We start from the raw sequence: 14,989 nt of genomic DNA on the forward strand, positions 1-14,989 counted from the left end.
GGCAGATGTCAGGAATTGATCTGATCACGCCATTCCAGCGGGAGGTCGCCAACGCATTCTTCGGGATGCCCGAGTCGAAGGGGTTCATCCTTGCTGGCGGCGCCGCGCTGATTGCCTCCGACACAGTCGAGCGGGTGACAGAAGATCTCGACTTCTTCGCTGCTAGAGGCGAGGCGCACGTGCCGACTACGAAAGCGGCATTCCTCGAAATGTGTGACGTCAGGAACTGGTCGACCGAGATCGTCTACGACAACGACGAGTTCGTGAGGTTGGAAGTCTTCGGGCCAGACGACTCCGTGCCAGTCGACTTCGGAATCGACGCCGCCTTGCAATTTCCGCCGATTGTGACGTTCCTTGGTCCGACGGTCGCCCCGGAGGAGAACGCGGGCAGAAAGACGCTCGCGCTGTTCGGTAGGTGGCGTCCGCGAGACTTTGTCGACGTCTACTTCCTGGCGCGGATGTTCGGTAAGCAGCGGCTCCTCGATCTCGCAGCTGAGCGCGATCTCGGCTTCGATCTGGGTTTCTTCACGCAGGCTCTTCGACGTGTGAACTTCCGCCACGACGAGGACTATCCAATCAGCAACGACCAGTTCGATGACATGGTCGCTTTCTTCAACGAGTGGGCTGAGGAGATTCTCGAGCAGCCTTAGAGCTGACCGGTGGCCTTGAGCTGCAGGTAGTGGTCGGCGAGAGCGGGCGGGAGGGACTCGGCGTCGGCGTCGACGATGTCGACGCCGAGGGTGCGGAGCATGGCGGCGGTGTGGTCGCGGCGGCGGAGGGTCTGTTCGGCGGCGGCCGCGGCGTACACGTTCTCGAGGGTGTCGCGGGATGCGGCGGTGGCCTCGAGTTCGGGGTCGCGGACGGAGGCGATGACGACGCGGTGGTGCTGGGTCAGGACCGGGAGGACGGGGAGGAGCGACTCTTCGATCGCGTGCGGGTCGAGGGGAGTCAGCAGCACCACGAGCGCGCGGTGGCGGCCGAGGCCGGCGACCGCGCCGGCGAGGTTGGACCAGTCGGCTTCGGCGATGACCGGCTCGAGGTCGGCCATCGTCTCCTGAAGCCGCTGGGTGACGTCGCGCTGGCCGGCGAGCCGGACCCGGGAACGTACGCGCAGGTCGCCGGCGATGAAGTCGATCCGGTCGCCTGCCCGCGAGGCGATGGCGGCGAGCAGGAGCCCGGCATCCATCGCGGAGTCGAGCCGTGGCACTCCGCCACCGGCGCCCTCGATCCGGCCGGCCGAGGTGCGGGAGGTGTCGAGCACCAGCACCACGCGGCGGTCCCGCTCCGGCTGCCAGGTGCGGACCACGACGGTGCGGGAGCGGGCGGTGGTGCGCCAGTCGATGGAGCGTACGTCGTCGCCACGGACGTACTCCCGCAGCGAGTCGAACTCCGTCCCCTGCCCGCGCACCCGGACCGCGGCCCGGCCGTCGAGCTCGCGCAGACGCTGAAGCCGCGAGGGCAGGTGCTTGCGCGACTCGAAGGCGGGCAGCACCCGCACCGAGCCCTCCACCGGGATCGTGCGCTGCCGGGCGCCCAGACCCAAGGGCCCGTACGCCCTCACCGTCACGTCCAACGCCCGCAGATCTCCGCGGCGCCGCGGCTGCAGCGGCGTACGCAGCCTGGTGCTGTCGCCGCGACCGAGCCGGATCCGATGCCGGTTGTGACCGGCGCCGGCGGTGGGCTGCCAGGCATCGCGCACCAGCGCCCGGAAGCCGCGGGCGGGGGAGCGGACCATCAGCTCCGACGTCGTCGACTCGCCCAGCCTGATGCCGCCGAGCGGGACCCTGCTGATCTCCAGGGTCGCCGGTTTGGGCGCCAGGAACACGTCGAGGAGCGCCAGGACCACCACGAGCAGGATCCATACCGCCGCCGTGCTCGCGGCCGGGCGTAGGACGACGGGGACGATGCCGGCCAGCATGAGCAGTGGGACGCGCCAGGTGATCGCCATCAGCACGACCTCGAGCCGACGCCATCGCTGACGTCTCGATCTGCAGAACTGACGTCTCGGCGCTGCGCGCGGTCACTCCCTCGCTCGGTGCGAGCGGACGAGCAAGCTCGCCGCTCGACCTCGCTCCGGTCGTCTCGGCTGGGGGTGGTCATCGGGGGACGGGGACGGCGCCGATGGCGGAGGAGAGGACCTGGGAGACCTGGACGCCCTCGAGCTCGGCCTCGGGGCGCAGGGCCAGACGGTGGGCGAGGGTGGCCTGGGCGAGCGACTTCACGTCGTCGGGGGTCACGAAGTCGCGGCCCGCGAGCCAGGCCCAGGCGCGCGCGGAGCGGAGCAGCGCGGTGGCGCCTCGCGGGGACACCCCGGCCGACAGCGACGGGGACTCGCGCGTCGCCCGGGCGATGTCGACGATGTAGCCGGTGACCTCGGGGGACACCTGGACCGTCGAGACGTGCTGCCGGGCGGCCTCGATGTCGGCGCCCGATGCGACCGCGGTGACCCCGGCACCGGCGACGTCGCGCGGGTCGAAGCCGGAGGCGTGCCGGTTGAGGATCTGCACCTCGTCGGAGCGCGAGGGCACCGGGAGGACGACCTTCAGCAGGAACCGGTCCAGCTGCGCCTCGGGGAGCGGGTAGACGCCCTCGTACTCGATCGGGTTCTGGGTCGCGGCCACCAGGAACGGGCGCGGCAGCGGGCGGGTGACGCCGTCGACCGAGACCTGGCCCTCCTCCATCGCCTCGAGCAGCGCCGACTGGGTCTTCGGCGGGGTGCGGTTGATCTCGTCGGCGAGGAGCAGGTTGGTGAAGACCGGCCCCTCCCGGAAGGTGAGCTCGCCGTGGGACGACTCGACCACCATCGACCCGGTGATGTCACCGGGCATCAGGTCGGGAGTGAACTGCACCCGGCGGGTCTCCACCGAGAGCGCCGCCGACAGCGACCGGACCAGCAGGGTCTTGGCGGTGCCGGGTACGCCCTCCATGAGCACGTGCCCGCCGCACACCAGCGCGACCAGCAGCCCGGAGACCGCGGCGTCCTGCCCGACGACCGCTTTGGCGACCTCGGCCCGGACCGCGGTGAGCCGCTCCCGCGCGCCGTCGGGCGACACGTTGGCGATGGTCTCGGATTGGGTCATGGGTGTCGTACCTCTTCCTCAAGGGCCGCCAGCGCGTTGGCCAGCGTGATCAGGTCTTGGTCGTTCTGGATCGGGGCATCGTTGAGCAGCGCGGAGACCTCGAGATCGGCTCGTCCGGTGCGCTGGACGACGGCGCGTACGACGGCCTCCGGGGTGGCATCGCGCCCCAGCCGCAGTCGCTGGGCGAGGCCGGTGCGGGCGGCCTGCCGCAGCGTCGTCGCGGCGTGCGTGCGGTCGCCGGAGCGGCGGTAGAGCCGGCCCAGGCTGCGCGTCGTCTCCCCGGCCCGGACGTGGACCGGCAGCGGCTCGACCGCCAGCGGGCCCAGCCGCCGGCCGCGGGCGATGGCGAAGGCGACGGCCGCGAGCAGCAGGAGCCACAGGGCCGGATTGATCCAGCGCGGCAGCAACGAGCTGGGGGAGTGGGTCTCGTCGGGGGCGAGGTCGTCGAAGGAGGGGACGTACCAGACCAGGTGGTCGTTCTCGCCCAGCAGCCGCAGCGCCACCGCCGCGTTGTCCGCCCGCAGGATCTGGTCGTTGGTCAGCACCTGCGGCGCACCCCAGACGGTGAGCCCCTCCGCGGGCGCCAGCACCGCGCCGCCCTCGTGCGGGAAGCAGGAGCCGGCGTCGTACGCAGTGACCGCATCGGCCTGGATGCTGAGCCCTTCCCAGCGCGGGTCGTCGCAGCCCGCCTCGACCTTCTCGGGCGTCTGGGCGACTGCGTAGGGGATGCCGAGCATCGCCGACACATAGGGGGCGGGCTCGGCCAGGATCAGCCCGGCGGCGTCGTCGGTGCGGTCGCGCAGCCGGGAGGCGGTGTCCTCGCCGAGCGCGTCGGTGCCGGTCACGAAGACCGTCGTGTCCCGCCCGATCTCGGTGCTCTCCAGGCGCTTCGACGAGCGGACGATCTCGACCTCGACGCCATGGTCCTCGAGCACCTGGACCAGCGCCCGGGTGCCGTCGGGGTCGGGGCTCTCGGGGTCGTACGCGGCAAAGGACTCCCCGCCCTTCGGCGTCGCGATGTACGCCAGCACGACCGCGATCATGAAGGCCAGCGCGACGATCAGAAGCGGCCGGTTCCGTCGGAACCAGCCCAATCGTCCGACGGTCGAGTCCGCCGGGCTCGCCGGGGCCTGCGTGCTCATCGCGCCACCGCCAGCTCCTGCTCGAGAGCGAGTACGCCCTCGGCCTGCTCACGCGTGGCGGGGTGGTCGCCGTAGAGCACCTCGTTGAACAGCTCCGCTGCCTGCCCGGCGCGGCCCTCGAGCGACATCTCCCGCTCCAGGCTCGCCGCGACCTCGGCGGCGGTCAGCCCGGGATCCTCCGCGAGCCGGCCGCGTTCGACCTGTCGTCTGGCCAGGGCTCGGAACCCGTCGATCACCGCGGCGCCGTGATTCCCCGAGGCGTACGCAGCCTCGGCCCGCGCCCGGAGCGCGGCCGCGGAGAGCGACTCGTCGGTGAGGACGTCCCCGTTGCGGTCGCGGGCGACCCGGGGGCTGCGCCGGGCCCGCGAGACCAGCAGGCCGATCCCGACCAGGAGCACCGCGAAGACGACCATCGCGGCGACGGTCTGGGCCCAGGGCACGTCGCCGACCGACGGCAGGCCGTCGGACAGGGTGCGCTCGATCCAGCGCAGGATCCGCTCGATGAGGTCGAGGTCGTGGTACTCCGGCCCGGCCAGCTCGCGCCGAAGCCAGGAGCGACCCTCCTCGGGCGTCGGCGTCAGAGGAGGAGTCTGTTGGAGGAGGATCATCTGCTCAGCAGCCCGGCCTGCTCCATCAGCTCGACCTCGTAGGACTCCTTGCGGATGCGCTGGTCGAGATACTGCAGGTTGGTCACCGCGCCGCTGAACGGGGTCACGATCGCAGCGGAGACCACGGTGGAGACGGCGCTGCCGGCGATGGTCGCGAGGAAGTAGAGGTCCGGCTGGACGATGCCCACGACGCTGGCGACCAGGCTGATCGGGAAGGCGATGATCTGGGAGGCGAAGCCGACGATGATGGCGGCCAGCAGCCAGATCCCGAAGAGCCGCCAGAACTGTCTCGCCGACAGCTGCCAGGCCCGCCCGATGGCGCCGAAGACACCGGTGCGCTCGAGCATCAGTGCCGGCACCGCGAGCAGGTAGAGCCGCACCGTCATGAAGAGGGTGGCCACGATCAGGAGCAGGAACATCAGGATGCCGACCAGGATGGCCGGGACGGGGCTGTCGACGACGAGCGCGAGCACCACCACGGGAGTCGCCGCGACCGCCAGGACCAGGGTGAAGACCACCCCGCTCAGCAGCGCCAGCCCGATCAGCCGCCAGCGCTTGCCGCGGGTCGCCGCCCACGCCTGGCCGAGAGTGAGCTTGCGGCCGATCGCGGCGGCATGGGCGACGTGGGAGATCATCCCGGCCACCAGGATCGCGCCGATCGCCTGCAGGGCCGAGCCGAGGAAGAAGGAGCCGAAGGCCACCAGCATGCTGATGACCTCGGAGCCGCCGGGCGAGTAGTCGGGGTCCTCGATGCTGGTCCCGAACCACTCCAGGCTGTCGCCGGTGAAGGTCATCGCCGCGGTCACGCCCAGCGGGATGGCCATCGCGACCGCCGCCACGAGGACCGAGGCGCCGACCGTGGCGCCGGGGTTGAAGCGTACGAGCCGGAAGGCGCCGTCGAGCATGTCGCCGAGCCCCAGCGGGCGCAGCGGGATCGCTCCCGGCTTGTGGGCCGGTGGCAGCGGCTGGGTCCACGCAGGCTGCACAGACTGCACCGGCTGGGAGTGCACCGGCTGGCCCGGCGGGGGTGGGGTCGACGGGTTCGCCGCGCCCTGTTGAGGTTGCTCACCCGGTGGGGGTGGCCACACTCCTGACATCTGGATGCTCCTCGTCGCGACGACCGGCGAACTCGCTCGGTTGGGGGCATCCTCTCAGAGCGACCCAGACGACATCGTTGATTTGGAGCCACCTGCGTACGCGTGACAAGATTCTCTGGTTGCTCCAGTGAACTGTTCGCTGGGGTGCGCACACCTTGACTACTGAATCGCGTCACCTGAGCAGGCTGATCAGCCTGTCCGGATGTGGTCTGTGGTCGCCGTGTGCCCATCCCGAAGGCGTGGTTCCAGTGAAGCTGATGGTGAAAGTCCCGACGTGAAGTCGGCGTTGCCTGCGACGGTGTTGTTTTAACAACGTACGCGACACGCCCGACCGCGGGGGTCGGAGCCAGAGGTGAGCAACCGGGCCGACTCAGCCGGAGGAAGCCTGTAGCACGCGGCACGCTGACCAAGAAGGACGAGAGAGACAGATGGCGGGACAGAAGATCCGCATCAGGCTCAAGGCCTATGACCACGAGGTGATCGACACCTCGGCGCGAAAGATCGTGGACACGGTCACCCGTACGGGTGCCAAGGTCGCCGGCCCGGTGCCGCTGCCGACCGAGAAGAACGTGTACTGCGTCATCCGCTCGCCCCACAAGTACAAGGACTCGCGCGAGCACTTCGAGATGCGCACCCACAAGCGCCTCATCGACATCATCGACCCGACCCCGAAGACTGTTGACTCCCTCATGCGGCTCGACCTGCCTGCTGGTGTCGACATCGAGATCAAGCTCTGAGGTTGACGACATGACGATCGAACGCAACGTGAAGGGTCTCCTGGGCACCAAGCTCGGCATGACCCAGCTGTGGGACGAGAACAACGTCGTCGTCCCCGTGACCGTCATCGCGGCGAACACCAACGTCGTGACCCAGGTCCGCACCCCCGAGGCTGACGGCTACAACGCCGTGCAGATCGGCTACGGCGAGATCGACGGCCGCAAGGTGAACAAGCCGGGCGCCGGCCAGTTCGAGAAGGCCGGCACCACGCCGCGCCGCCACCTGGCCGAGATCCGCACCGCCGACGCCGCGTCGTACTCCGCCGGCCAGGAGCTCCCCGTCGACACCTTCGCCATCGGCGAGGAGATCGACGTGACGGGCACCTCGAAGGGCAAGGGTTTCGCTGGTGTCATGAAGCGTCACGGCTTCCACGGTGTCGGTGCCTCCCACGGTGCTCACCGCAACCACCGCAAGCCGGGATCGATCGGCGCTTGCGCCACCCCGGGTCGCGTCTTCAAGGGCGTCCGCATGGCCGGTCACATGGGTACTGACACCGTCACCACCCAGAACCTGACCGTGCACGCCGTCGACACCGAGAAGGGCCTCATCCTGGTCAAGGGCGCCATTCCTGGCCCCAAGGGTGGCCTCGTGGTCCTCCGCTCGGCTGCTAAGAAGCTGGAGGCCTGATCATGGCTATCAAGACTGTCAAGGTCGACTTCCCGGCTGAGATCTTCGATGTTGAGGTCAACATCCCGCTGATCCACCAGGTCGTCGTCGCGCAGCAGGCCGCTGCGCGCCAGGGCACGCACTCCACCAAGACCCGCGGCGAGGTCCGCGGCGGTGGACGCAAGCCCTACAAGCAGAAGGGCACCGGTCGCGCCCGTCAGGGTTCGACCCGCGCGCCGCAGTTCGCCGGTGGTGGCACCGTCCACGGCCCGCAGCCGCGTGACTACAGCCAGCGCACCCCCAAGAAGATGAAGGCTGCCGCCCTCCGCGGTGCCCTCTCCGACCGGGCTCGTGCAGGCCAGATCCACGTGGCCGAGTTCACCCTCGAGGCGCCCTCGACCAAGACCGCGCTGACCGCCCTCAAGGCGATCTCGGACGTCAAGCGTTACCTCGTCGTCCTGGACCGCTCCGAGTCCGTCGCCGCGCTGAGCCTGCGCAACGCCCCTGAGGTGCACCTGCTCTGGGCCGACCAGCTCAACACCTACGACGTCCTCGTCTCCGACGACGTTGTCTTCTCCAAGCCGGCCTTCGAGGTCTTCATCTCGGGCAAGCCGGTCGTCGCCGCCAAGGAGACCGTCACCATCGGTGAGGTCGAGAAGGACGCGATCAAGGAGGCTGCCGTCGAGCCCGCCAAGGAGATCGACCTCCCCGAGGGCGCTGTCGCGCCGCTCGAGGACGGCTCGGCCCCCGAGGGCTTCGACATCAAGGGCAACGTCAAGGGCAAGGACAAGAAGTTCCACGCCCCGGGCGGCCGTTGGTACGAGTCCACCAAGGCGGAGTTCTACTTCAAGTCCGCCGAGGACGCCATCGCCGCAGGCTTCGTCGAGGCCGGCAAGAAGAAGGCTGAGGAGGCTGACAAGTGAGCACGCTGCACTACGACCCCCGCGACATCCTGATCGCGCCGGTGGTCTCCGAGAAGAGCTACGGCCTCCTCGACCAGAACAAGTACACCTTCATCGTTCGCCCCGACGCGAACAAGACCGAGATCAAGATCGCGGTCGAGAAGGTGTTCGACGTCAAGGTGACCTCGGTCAACACGATCAACCGCAAGGGCAAGGCCCGTCGTACGCGTTACGGCCTGGGTAAGCGCCCCGACACCAAGCGCGCGATCGTCTCCCTGGCTGAGGGCGACCGCATCGACATCTTCGGCGCGTGAGAAGGACTGACTGAACATGGCTATTCGTAAGTACAAGCCGACCACCCCGGGCCGTCGTGGCTCGTCGGTGGCCGACTTCGCCGAGATCACTCGGACCACGCCGGAGAAGTCGCTGACGGTGCCCCTTCCCAAGAAGGGCGGCCGCAACAACCAGGGCCGTATCACCACCCGCCACAAGGGTGGTGGCCACAAGCGGGCCTACCGGATCATCGACTTCCGTCGCTACGACAAGGACGGCGTGCCGGCCAAGGTCGCTCACATCGAGTACGACCCGAACCGCACCGCCCGTATCGCCCTGCTGCACTACTTCGACGGCGAGAAGCGCTACATCCTCGCGCCCGTCGGCGTGAGCCAGGGCACCGTCGTGGAGTCCGGTCCCACCGCCGACATCAAGCCCGGCAACAACCTCCCGCTGCGCAACATCCCGGTTGGTACCACCATCCACGCTGTTGAGCTGCGTCCGGGTGGCGGCGCGAAGATCGCCCGCTCCGCCGGCATGAGCGCCCAGCTGGTCGCTCGTGAGGGCTCCAAGGCCACGCTGCGTATGCCTTCGGGTGAGATGCGCTTCGTCGACGTGCGCTGCCGCGCCACCGTCGGTGAGGTCGGCAACGCCGAGCAGTCCAACATCAACTGGGGTAAGGCCGGCCGTATGCGGTGGAAGGGCGTTCGCCCGACCGTCCGCGGTGTCGTCATGAACCCGGTCGACCACCCGCACGGTGGTGGTGAGGGTAAGACCTCTGGTGGCCGTCACCCGGTCAGCCCCTGGGGTAAGCCCGAGGGCCGTACGCGTAAGCGCAAGGCCTCTGACTCGCAGATCATCCGCCGCCGTAAGAGCGGGAAGGGTAGGAAGTAAGCAATGCCTCGCAGCCTGAAGAAGGGCCCCTTCATCGACGACCACCTTCAGAAGAAGGTGGACGCCGAGAACGAGAAGGGCACCCACAACGTGATCAAGACCTGGTCGCGCCGCTCGATGATCGTGCCCGAGATGATCGGTCACACCATCGCGGTGCACGACGGTCGCAAGCACGTCCCGGTCTTCGTGTCCGACTCGATGGTCGGTCACAAGCTGGGCGAGTTCGCCCCGACCCGCACGTTCAAGGGTCACATCAAGGACGACCGGAAGGGACGCCGTCGATGACCACCACCGAACGGCAGCGCATCAGCGCCCGCCGCGACTCCCTGCTCGGCGACCAGCCGGGTGCCTTCGCGAGTGCCCGCTTCGTGCGGATCACCCCGCTGAAGGCACGCCGCGTCGTCGACCTGGTCCGCGGCCTGCCCGTCGACGAGGCTCTGTCCCTGCTGCAGTTCGCGCCGCAGGCAGCCTCCGAGACTGTTTACAAGGTTCTCGAGAGCGCCATCGCCAACGCGGTGTCGACCGAGGGTCTGGACCGTGACGACCTCGTCGTCTCGGTCGCCATGGTCGACGAAGGTCCGACCATGAAGCGCTGGCGCCCCCGCGCCCAGGGTCGTGCGACCCGCATCAACAAGCGGACCTCGCACATCACCCTGGTCGTGCAGCCGGCCGACGTCGTCGAGAAGGGCGGTAAGAAGTAATGGGTCAGAAGATCAACCCGAACGGCTTCCGCCTGGGCATCTCGACCGACCACAAGTCGCGTTGGTACGCCGACAAGCAGTACAAGGAGTACGTCGGCGAGGACGTCAAGATCCGCAAGCTGCTCAGCAAGGGCATGGAGCGGGCCGGCATCGCCAAGGTCGAGATCGAGCGCACCCGTGACCGCGTCCGTGTGGATATCCACACCGCGCGTCCCGGCATCGTCATCGGTCGCCGCGGCGCCGAGGCCGACCGCCTCCGCACCGAGCTGGAGAAGCTCACCGGCAAGCAGGTTCAGCTGAACATCCTCGAGGTCAAGAACCCCGAGGTCGACGCTCAGCTGGTCGCCCAGGGTGTCGCCGAGCAGCTCAGCGGTCGCGTGCAGTTCCGTCGCGCGATGCGTAAGGCCATGCAGACCACCATGCGCTCCGGTGCCAAGGGCATCCGGATCCAGTGCTCGGGTCGTCTGAACGGCGCGGAGATGTCGCGTACCGAGTTCTACCGCGAGGGTCGCGTGCCGCTGCACACCCTTCGCGCGGACATCGACTACGGCTTCTACGAGGCCCGCACGACCTTCGGCCGCATCGGCGTGAAGGTCTGGATCTACAAGGGCGAGGTCTCCGGATCGCGCGCCGAGCGTCAGGCCGCCCAGGCCGCCCGTGCGGGCGTCCCGGGTCGCGGTGGCAACGACCGTCGCGGTGGCCGCGGCGACCGTCCGTCGCGTGGCTCCCGTGGTGACCGCCCGAACCGCGCTGACCGCGCGGCGAAGACTGAGGCGCCGGCTGCCGCTGAGGCTCCCGCCGCCGAGACCACGTCCCAGGAGGGCTGACCAATGCTGATGCCCCGTCGAGTCAAGCACCGCAAGCAGCACCACCCGAAGCGCACAGGCGTGGCCAAGGGTGGCACGAAGCTCGCGTTTGGTGAGTACGGCATCCAGGCGATCGAGGGTCACTACGTGACCAACCGCCAGATCGAGGCAGCGCGTATCGCGATGACTCGTCACATCAAGCGAGGCGGCAAGGTGTGGATCAACATCTACCCCGACGTCCCGCTGACCAAGAAGCCTGCCGAGACCCGCATGGGTTCCGGTAAGGGTTCGCCCGAGTGGTGGGTTGCCAACGTCAAGCCGGGCCGCGTCATGTTCGAGCTCTCCGGTGTCGACGAGACCACGGCCCGCGAGGCGATGCGCCGCGCGATCCACAAGCTGCCCATGAAGTGCCGTTTCATCACGCGAGAGGCTGGTGAGTTCTGATGGCTAACTCCCTGCAGGCGTTCGAGCTGGACGAGCTCACCGACGTCGACCTCGAGGCGAAGCTGCGCGAGGCGAAGGAGGAGCTGTTCAACCTCCGGTTCCAGGCGGCCACCGGCCAGCTGGAGAGCCACGGTCGGCTCCGCACCGTCAAGAAGGACATCGCCCGGATCTACACCGTGGTGCGTGAGCGCGAGCTCGGCATCCGCGTGGCCCCGGGTGCCGAGACCACTGAGGAGGCCTGAGATGGCTACCGAGTCCACCCAGGACACCACCGAGCGCAACACGCGCAAGGTGCGCGAGGGCCTCGTCGTCAGCGACAAGATGGACAAGACCATCGTCGTCGAGGTCGAGGACCGCGTGAAGCACCCGCTCTACGGCAAGGTCATGCGCCGTAGCAGCAAGCTCAAGGCTCACGACGAGCAGAACACCGCCGGCATCGGCGACCGCGTCCTGGTCATGGAGACCCGGCCGCTGTCCGCCACCAAGCGGTGGCGCCTCGTCGAGGTCGTCGAGCGCGCCAAGTGATCCTCGTCTCGTAAGAGACGGATCCGGCTGGCGACAAACGCCGCCAAATTGACCAAAGGGCGCAGGTCCAGCGACCATTGTTCGCTGGGCCTGTGCCCATCAAATCCCATTACGTTCGGCAAGGCTCGACCGCCCTGGATGCGGTTGAGAACCAGCTCGACAAGGAGAAGTAATGATCCAGCAGGAGTCGCGACTCAAGGTCGCCGACAACACTGGTGCGAAGGAGATCCTTTGCATTCGTGTGCTCGGTGGTTCCGGTCGTCGCTACGCCGGCATCGGCGACACCATCGTCGCCACCGTCAAGGACGCTATCCCCGGTGGCAACGTGAAGAAGGGTGACGTCGTCAAGGCCGTCATCGTGCGCACCGTCAAGGAGCGCCGCCGCGCTGACGGCTCGTACATCCGCTTCGACGAGAACGCCGCCGTCATTCTCAAGAACGACGGCGAGCCGCGAGGCACCCGCATCTTCGGCCCGGTCGGCCGCGAGCTGCGCGACAAGAAGTTCATGAAGATCATCTCGCTTGCGCCGGAGGTGCTGTGATGGGTCGCTCGCACATCAAGAAGGGCGACACCGTCAAGGTGATCGCTGGTAAGGACAAGGGCGGCTCCGGCAAGGTGATCGCTGTCCTCACCCAGGAGGACCGTGTGATCGTCGAGGGCATCAACCTCGTCAAGAAGCACACCAAGGTCCAGGACCAGGGCGGCCGCGCCGGCACCACCGGCGGCATCGTGAACACCGAGGCCCCGATCCACGTTTCCAACGTCCAGCTGCTCGAGGGTGGCGAGCCGGTTCGCGTCGGCTACCGCCGTGAGACGGTCCAGAAGCGTCGCCCCGACGGGTCGACGTACGCCGCCGAGCGCAGCGTTCGCATCTCGCGCAAGACCGGTAAGGACATCTGATCATGACCGACACCGCTGTGGCCCCGCGCCTCAAGACGAAGTACCGCGAGGAGATCGCCCCGGCCCTGCAGGCCGAGTTCGAGATCCCGAATGTCATGCAGATCCCCGGTCTGACCAAGATCGTCGTCAACATGGGTGTGGGCGAGGCTGCTCGCGACTCCAAGCTGATCGAGGGCGCTGTCAACGACCTGACCGCGATCACCGGCCAGAAGCCGCTGATCAACAAGGCGAAGAAGTCCATCGCGCAGTTCAAGCTGCGTGAGGGCATGCCGATCGGTGCGCACGTCACGCTGCGCGGCGACCGCATGTGGGAGTTCCTCGACCGCCTGCTCTCGCTCGCGCTGCCCCGCATCAGGGACTTCCGCGGTCTCAACGGCAAGCAGTTCGACGGCAACGGCAACTACACCTTCGGTCTCACCGAGCAGGTCATGTTCCACGAGATCAACCAGGACAAGATCGACCGCTCGCGGGGCATGGACATCACCCTCGTGACGACTGCCACCAACGACGACCAGGGTCGCGCGCTGCTCAAGGCGCTCGGCTTCCCGTTCAAGGAGAACTGAGATGGCGAAGACCGCTCTCAAGGTGAAGGCCGCCCGCAAGCCGAAGTTTGCGGTTCGCGGTTACACCCGCTGCCAGCGCTGCGGCCGCCCGAAGGCTGTGTTCCGCAAGTTCGGCCTGTGCCGTATCTGCCTGCGCGAGATGGCCCACCGGGGCGAGCTGCCCGGCGTCACCAAGTCCTCCTGGTGAGCGATCACCGTTCCAACCACTGACGTTGAAGGTCCTCATGACTTTGTGTCGTGAGGAAACCACTACGAGAAAGGGCCGTTCGGCCAATGACGATGACTGACCCGATCGCAGACATGCTCACTCGTCTGCGTAACGCCAACCAGGCGTACCACGATGCGGTTTCGATGCCGTACAGCAAGCTGAAGCAGGGCGTCGCTGAGATCCTCCAGCAGGAGGGCTACATCACCAAGTACGAGGTGCTGGAGCCCACCGAGGGCCAGGTCGGCAAGACCCTGTCGATCACCCTCAAGTACGGCCGCAACCGTGAGCGCTCGATTGCCGGCGTACGCCGCATCAGCAAGCCCGGTCTGCGTGTCTACGCGAAGCACACCGGTCTCCCGAAGGTGCTCGGCGGCCTCGGCGTCGCGATCATCTCGACGAGCCAGGGTCTGCTGACCGACCGCCAGGCGAACAAGAAGGGCGTAGGTGGGGAAGTCCTCGCCTACGTCTGGTAACCAGGGAAGGGAGAGAAGAGAAATGTCGCGTATTGGCAAGCTCCCCGTCCCGGTTCCGGCCGGCGTGGACGTCACCATCGACGGCCAGGTCGTGAGCGTCAAGGGCCCCAAGGGCTCCCTGGCGCACACCGTGGCCGAGCCGATCACCGTCGAGAAGGGCCAGGACGATGAGGGCCATGGCGTCCTCGACGTCAAGCGCCCCGACGACAGCCGGGACAACAAGGCCCTCCACGGCCTGTCCCGCACGCTGATCAACAACATGGTCCTGGGTGTCACCGAGGGCTACGAGAAGAAGCTCGAGATCGTCGGCGTGGGTTACCGCGTGCTGTCGAAGGGCCCGACCAAGCTGGAGTTCCAGCTGGGTTACTCCCACTCGATCGTCTTCGACGCGCCCGAGGGCATCACCTTCACCACCGACGGTCCGACCAAGCTCGGTGTCGTCGGCATCGACAAGCAGCTCGTCGGTGAGGTTGCGGCCAACATTCGCAAGCTGCGCAAGCCGGAGCCCTACAAGGGCAAGGGCGTTCGTTACGCCGGCGAGAACATCCGCCGCAAGGTCGGAAAGGCTGGTAAGTGATGGCCATCTCGCTGTCGAACAACAAGCACACCGCTTCCCGTGTCCGCTCGCGCCTGCGTCGTCAGGCCCGCGGTCGCAAGAAGATCGAGGGTACGCCGGAGCGCCCGCGCCTCGTCGTGACCCGGTCGGCCAAGCACATCACCGCCCAGGTCGTCGACGACCTGGCCGGCAAGACGCTTGCCTCGGCTTCGACCATCGAGGGCGACCTGCGGTCGGCCTCCGGTGACAAGACCGCCAAGGCCAAGCAGGTCGGCGAGCTGGTTGCGTCGCGTGCCAAGGCCGCTGGGGTGGAGACCGTCGTCTTCGACCGTGCCGGCAACAAGTACCACGGCCGTGTCGCCGCGCTCGCCGATGGCGCGCGCGAGGCCGGTCTGACCTTCTGATCGCAACGATCGAACGAGAGAAGAGGAAAG

Annotated in this window: 24 protein-coding genes; 19 read left to right on the forward strand and 5 right to left on the reverse strand. The window is 67.9% G+C overall.

The features are described from left to right. Positions 1-5: 5 nt before the first annotated feature. Complete coding sequence (locus tag OH802_RS09020) at positions 6-650, forward strand: nucleotidyl transferase AbiEii/AbiGii toxin family protein (RefSeq protein WP_406027123.1); 645 nt, start codon at positions 6-8, stop codon at positions 648-650. Here the strand turns inward: OH802_RS09020 and OH802_RS09025 are convergent. The 5 genes from OH802_RS09025 to OH802_RS09045 form a co-directional block, all read right to left on the reverse strand. Further along, positions 647-1,948 carry a DUF58 domain-containing protein gene (locus OH802_RS09025; protein WP_406027125.1) on the reverse strand — a complete coding sequence of 434 codons (1,302 nt, stop codon included), beginning with the start codon at positions 1,946-1,948 and terminating at the stop codon, positions 647-649. The two genes, OH802_RS09020 and OH802_RS09025, sit on opposite strands and share 4 nt — an antisense overlap. A 148-nt stretch (positions 1,949-2,096) precedes the next feature. Next, positions 2,097-3,080 carry an AAA family ATPase gene (locus tag OH802_RS09030; RefSeq protein WP_406027127.1) on the reverse strand — a complete coding sequence of 328 codons (984 nt, stop codon included), beginning with the start codon at positions 3,078-3,080 and terminating at the stop codon, positions 2,097-2,099. After that, positions 3,077-4,222 carry a DUF4350 domain-containing protein gene (locus OH802_RS09035; RefSeq protein ID WP_406027129.1) on the reverse strand — a complete coding sequence of 382 codons (1,146 nt, stop codon included), beginning with the start codon at positions 4,220-4,222 and terminating at the stop codon, positions 3,077-3,079. Before OH802_RS09035 ends, OH802_RS09030 begins: the two co-directional genes overlap by 4 nt. Beyond that, positions 4,219-4,830: a DUF4129 domain-containing protein gene (locus OH802_RS09040; protein WP_406027131.1), complete on the reverse strand. Its 612-nt coding sequence runs from the start codon at positions 4,828-4,830 to the stop codon at positions 4,219-4,221. Before OH802_RS09040 ends, OH802_RS09035 begins: the two co-directional genes overlap by 4 nt. Beyond that, positions 4,827-5,825 carry a hypothetical protein gene (locus OH802_RS09045; protein ID WP_406027133.1) on the reverse strand — a complete coding sequence of 333 codons (999 nt, stop codon included), beginning with the start codon at positions 5,823-5,825 and terminating at the stop codon, positions 4,827-4,829. Before OH802_RS09045 ends, OH802_RS09040 begins: the two co-directional genes overlap by 4 nt. A gap of 530 nt (positions 5,826-6,355) precedes the next feature. On the opposite strand from OH802_RS09045, the gene rpsJ reads away from it, so the two are divergent. The 18 genes from rpsJ to rplR all read left to right on the forward strand — a co-directional run bounded on the left by rpsJ (position 6,356) and on the right by rplR (position 14,959). Beyond that, positions 6,356-6,664, forward strand: coding sequence for a 30S ribosomal protein S10 (gene rpsJ, locus OH802_RS09050; protein WP_008360994.1), 309 nt, complete (start codon positions 6,356-6,358; stop codon positions 6,662-6,664). 10 nt (positions 6,665-6,674) lie between these two features. Next, on the forward strand, positions 6,675-7,331 hold the full coding sequence (gene rplC, locus OH802_RS09055; RefSeq protein WP_378817826.1) for a 50S ribosomal protein L3: 657 nt from the start codon (positions 6,675-6,677) through the stop codon (positions 7,329-7,331). 2 nt (positions 7,332-7,333) lie between these two features. Further along, positions 7,334-8,233 (forward strand): 50S ribosomal protein L4, encoded by a 900-nt coding sequence (gene rplD / locus OH802_RS09060; RefSeq protein WP_406027138.1) that lies wholly within the window; start codon positions 7,334-7,336, stop codon positions 8,231-8,233. Next, positions 8,230-8,526, forward strand: coding sequence for a 50S ribosomal protein L23 (rplW, locus tag OH802_RS09065; protein ID WP_008360999.1), 297 nt, complete (start codon positions 8,230-8,232; stop codon positions 8,524-8,526). The genes rplD and rplW overlap by 4 nt, the downstream gene beginning before the upstream one ends. A 16-nt stretch (positions 8,527-8,542) precedes the next feature. Beyond that, positions 8,543-9,379 carry a 50S ribosomal protein L2 gene (rplB, locus tag OH802_RS09070; RefSeq protein WP_160027008.1) on the forward strand — a complete coding sequence of 279 codons (837 nt, stop codon included), beginning with the start codon at positions 8,543-8,545 and terminating at the stop codon, positions 9,377-9,379. 3 nt (positions 9,380-9,382) lie between these two features. After that, complete coding sequence (gene rpsS, locus OH802_RS09075; RefSeq protein WP_008361004.1) at positions 9,383-9,664, forward strand: 30S ribosomal protein S19; 282 nt, start codon at positions 9,383-9,385, stop codon at positions 9,662-9,664. After that, complete coding sequence (gene rplV / locus OH802_RS09080) at positions 9,661-10,080, forward strand: 50S ribosomal protein L22 (RefSeq protein WP_091052384.1); 420 nt, start codon at positions 9,661-9,663, stop codon at positions 10,078-10,080. The genes rpsS and rplV overlap by 4 nt, the downstream gene beginning before the upstream one ends. After that, positions 10,080-10,907, forward strand: coding sequence for a 30S ribosomal protein S3 (gene rpsC / locus OH802_RS09085; protein ID WP_008361007.1), 828 nt, complete (start codon positions 10,080-10,082; stop codon positions 10,905-10,907). Before rplV ends, rpsC begins: the two co-directional genes overlap by 1 nt. A gap of 3 nt (positions 10,908-10,910) precedes the next feature. After that, on the forward strand, positions 10,911-11,330 hold the full coding sequence (gene rplP / locus OH802_RS09090) for a 50S ribosomal protein L16 (RefSeq protein WP_141806215.1): 420 nt from the start codon (positions 10,911-10,913) through the stop codon (positions 11,328-11,330). Next, the gene (rpmC, locus tag OH802_RS09095) at positions 11,330-11,572 is read left to right on the forward strand and encodes a 50S ribosomal protein L29 (protein ID WP_292648878.1); all 243 of its coding nucleotides are present in this window, start codon (positions 11,330-11,332) and stop codon (positions 11,570-11,572) included. Before rplP ends, rpmC begins: the two co-directional genes overlap by 1 nt. Before the next feature lies 1 nt (position 11,573). Continuing rightward, on the forward strand, positions 11,574-11,855 hold the full coding sequence (gene rpsQ, locus OH802_RS09100; RefSeq protein ID WP_336734596.1) for a 30S ribosomal protein S17: 282 nt from the start codon (positions 11,574-11,576) through the stop codon (positions 11,853-11,855). A 172-nt stretch (positions 11,856-12,027) separates the two neighbouring features. Then, the gene (gene rplN, locus OH802_RS09105; RefSeq protein ID WP_008361015.1) at positions 12,028-12,396 is read left to right on the forward strand and encodes a 50S ribosomal protein L14; all 369 of its coding nucleotides are present in this window, start codon (positions 12,028-12,030) and stop codon (positions 12,394-12,396) included. After that, positions 12,396-12,755 (forward strand): 50S ribosomal protein L24, encoded by a 360-nt coding sequence (gene rplX, locus OH802_RS09110; RefSeq protein WP_091052390.1) that lies wholly within the window; start codon positions 12,396-12,398, stop codon positions 12,753-12,755. The genes rplN and rplX overlap by 1 nt, the downstream gene beginning before the upstream one ends. A gap of 2 nt (positions 12,756-12,757) precedes the next feature. After that, positions 12,758-13,318: a 50S ribosomal protein L5 gene (rplE, locus tag OH802_RS09115; protein WP_091052391.1), complete on the forward strand. Its 561-nt coding sequence runs from the start codon at positions 12,758-12,760 to the stop codon at positions 13,316-13,318. Between the two features lies 1 nt (position 13,319). Next, entirely contained in the window at positions 13,320-13,505 is a 186-nt protein-coding gene (locus tag OH802_RS09120) for a type Z 30S ribosomal protein S14 (RefSeq protein ID WP_017932844.1), read from the forward strand. Between the two features lie 86 nt (positions 13,506-13,591). Further along, positions 13,592-13,999, forward strand: a complete 408-nt coding sequence (gene rpsH, locus OH802_RS09125) for a 30S ribosomal protein S8 (protein ID WP_040755997.1) — start codon at positions 13,592-13,594, stop codon at positions 13,997-13,999. Positions 14,000-14,021: 22 nt separating this feature from the next. Next, positions 14,022-14,576, forward strand: a complete 555-nt coding sequence (gene rplF / locus OH802_RS09130; protein WP_406027146.1) for a 50S ribosomal protein L6 — start codon at positions 14,022-14,024, stop codon at positions 14,574-14,576. Beyond that, the gene (gene rplR / locus OH802_RS09135; protein WP_008361025.1) at positions 14,576-14,959 is read left to right on the forward strand and encodes a 50S ribosomal protein L18; all 384 of its coding nucleotides are present in this window, start codon (positions 14,576-14,578) and stop codon (positions 14,957-14,959) included. The genes rplF and rplR overlap by 1 nt, the downstream gene beginning before the upstream one ends. The last annotated feature ends 30 nt before the right edge of the window (positions 14,960-14,989 follow it).

It is taken from the genome of Nocardioides sp. NBC_00850, from assembly GCF_045207335.1.
In the GTDB taxonomy this organism is placed as follows: Bacteria; Actinomycetota; Actinomycetes; order Propionibacteriales; family Nocardioidaceae; genus Nocardioides.

Excerpts from the sequence above, each read along its gene's own strand:
- rpsH (WP_040755997.1), top strand. The coding sequence starts at position 13,592 with ATGACGATGACTGACCCGATCGCAGACATGCTCACTCGTCTGCGTAAC.
- rpsJ (WP_008360994.1), top strand. The coding sequence starts at position 6,356 with ATGGCGGGACAGAAGATCCGCATCAGGCTCAAGGCCTATGACCACGAG.
- rplR (WP_008361025.1), top strand. The coding sequence starts at position 14,576 with ATGGCCATCTCGCTGTCGAACAACAAGCACACCGCTTCCCGTGTCCGC.
- OH802_RS09035 (WP_406027129.1), bottom strand. The coding sequence starts at position 4,222 with ATGAGCACGCAGGCCCCGGCGAGCCCGGCGGACTCGACCGTCGGACGA.
- rplB (WP_160027008.1), top strand. The coding sequence starts at position 8,543 with ATGGCTATTCGTAAGTACAAGCCGACCACCCCGGGCCGTCGTGGCTCG.
- rplD (WP_406027138.1), top strand. The coding sequence starts at position 7,334 with ATGGCTATCAAGACTGTCAAGGTCGACTTCCCGGCTGAGATCTTCGAT.
- rplF (WP_406027146.1), top strand. The coding sequence starts at position 14,022 with ATGTCGCGTATTGGCAAGCTCCCCGTCCCGGTTCCGGCCGGCGTGGAC.
- rplV (WP_091052384.1), top strand. The coding sequence starts at position 9,661 with ATGACCACCACCGAACGGCAGCGCATCAGCGCCCGCCGCGACTCCCTG.
- rplN (WP_008361015.1), top strand. The coding sequence starts at position 12,028 with ATGATCCAGCAGGAGTCGCGACTCAAGGTCGCCGACAACACTGGTGCG.
- OH802_RS09040 (WP_406027131.1), bottom strand. The coding sequence starts at position 4,830 with ATGATCCTCCTCCAACAGACTCCTCCTCTGACGCCGACGCCCGAGGAG.
- OH802_RS09025 (WP_406027125.1), bottom strand. The coding sequence starts at position 1,948 with ATGGCGATCACCTGGCGCGTCCCACTGCTCATGCTGGCCGGCATCGTC.
- OH802_RS09030 (WP_406027127.1), bottom strand. The coding sequence starts at position 3,080 with ATGACCCAATCCGAGACCATCGCCAACGTGTCGCCCGACGGCGCGCGG.
- rplP (WP_141806215.1), top strand. The coding sequence starts at position 10,911 with ATGCTGATGCCCCGTCGAGTCAAGCACCGCAAGCAGCACCACCCGAAG.
- rplE (WP_091052391.1), top strand. The coding sequence starts at position 12,758 with ATGACCGACACCGCTGTGGCCCCGCGCCTCAAGACGAAGTACCGCGAG.
- OH802_RS09020 (WP_406027123.1), top strand. The coding sequence starts at position 6 with ATGTCAGGAATTGATCTGATCACGCCATTCCAGCGGGAGGTCGCCAAC.
- rplX (WP_091052390.1), top strand. The coding sequence starts at position 12,396 with ATGGGTCGCTCGCACATCAAGAAGGGCGACACCGTCAAGGTGATCGCT.
- rpsS (WP_008361004.1), top strand. The coding sequence starts at position 9,383 with ATGCCTCGCAGCCTGAAGAAGGGCCCCTTCATCGACGACCACCTTCAG.
- rplC (WP_378817826.1), top strand. The coding sequence starts at position 6,675 with ATGACGATCGAACGCAACGTGAAGGGTCTCCTGGGCACCAAGCTCGGC.
- OH802_RS09120 (WP_017932844.1), top strand. The coding sequence starts at position 13,320 with ATGGCGAAGACCGCTCTCAAGGTGAAGGCCGCCCGCAAGCCGAAGTTT.
- rpmC (WP_292648878.1), top strand. The coding sequence starts at position 11,330 with ATGGCTAACTCCCTGCAGGCGTTCGAGCTGGACGAGCTCACCGACGTC.
- rpsC (WP_008361007.1), top strand. The coding sequence starts at position 10,080 with ATGGGTCAGAAGATCAACCCGAACGGCTTCCGCCTGGGCATCTCGACC.
- rpsQ (WP_336734596.1), top strand. The coding sequence starts at position 11,574 with ATGGCTACCGAGTCCACCCAGGACACCACCGAGCGCAACACGCGCAAG.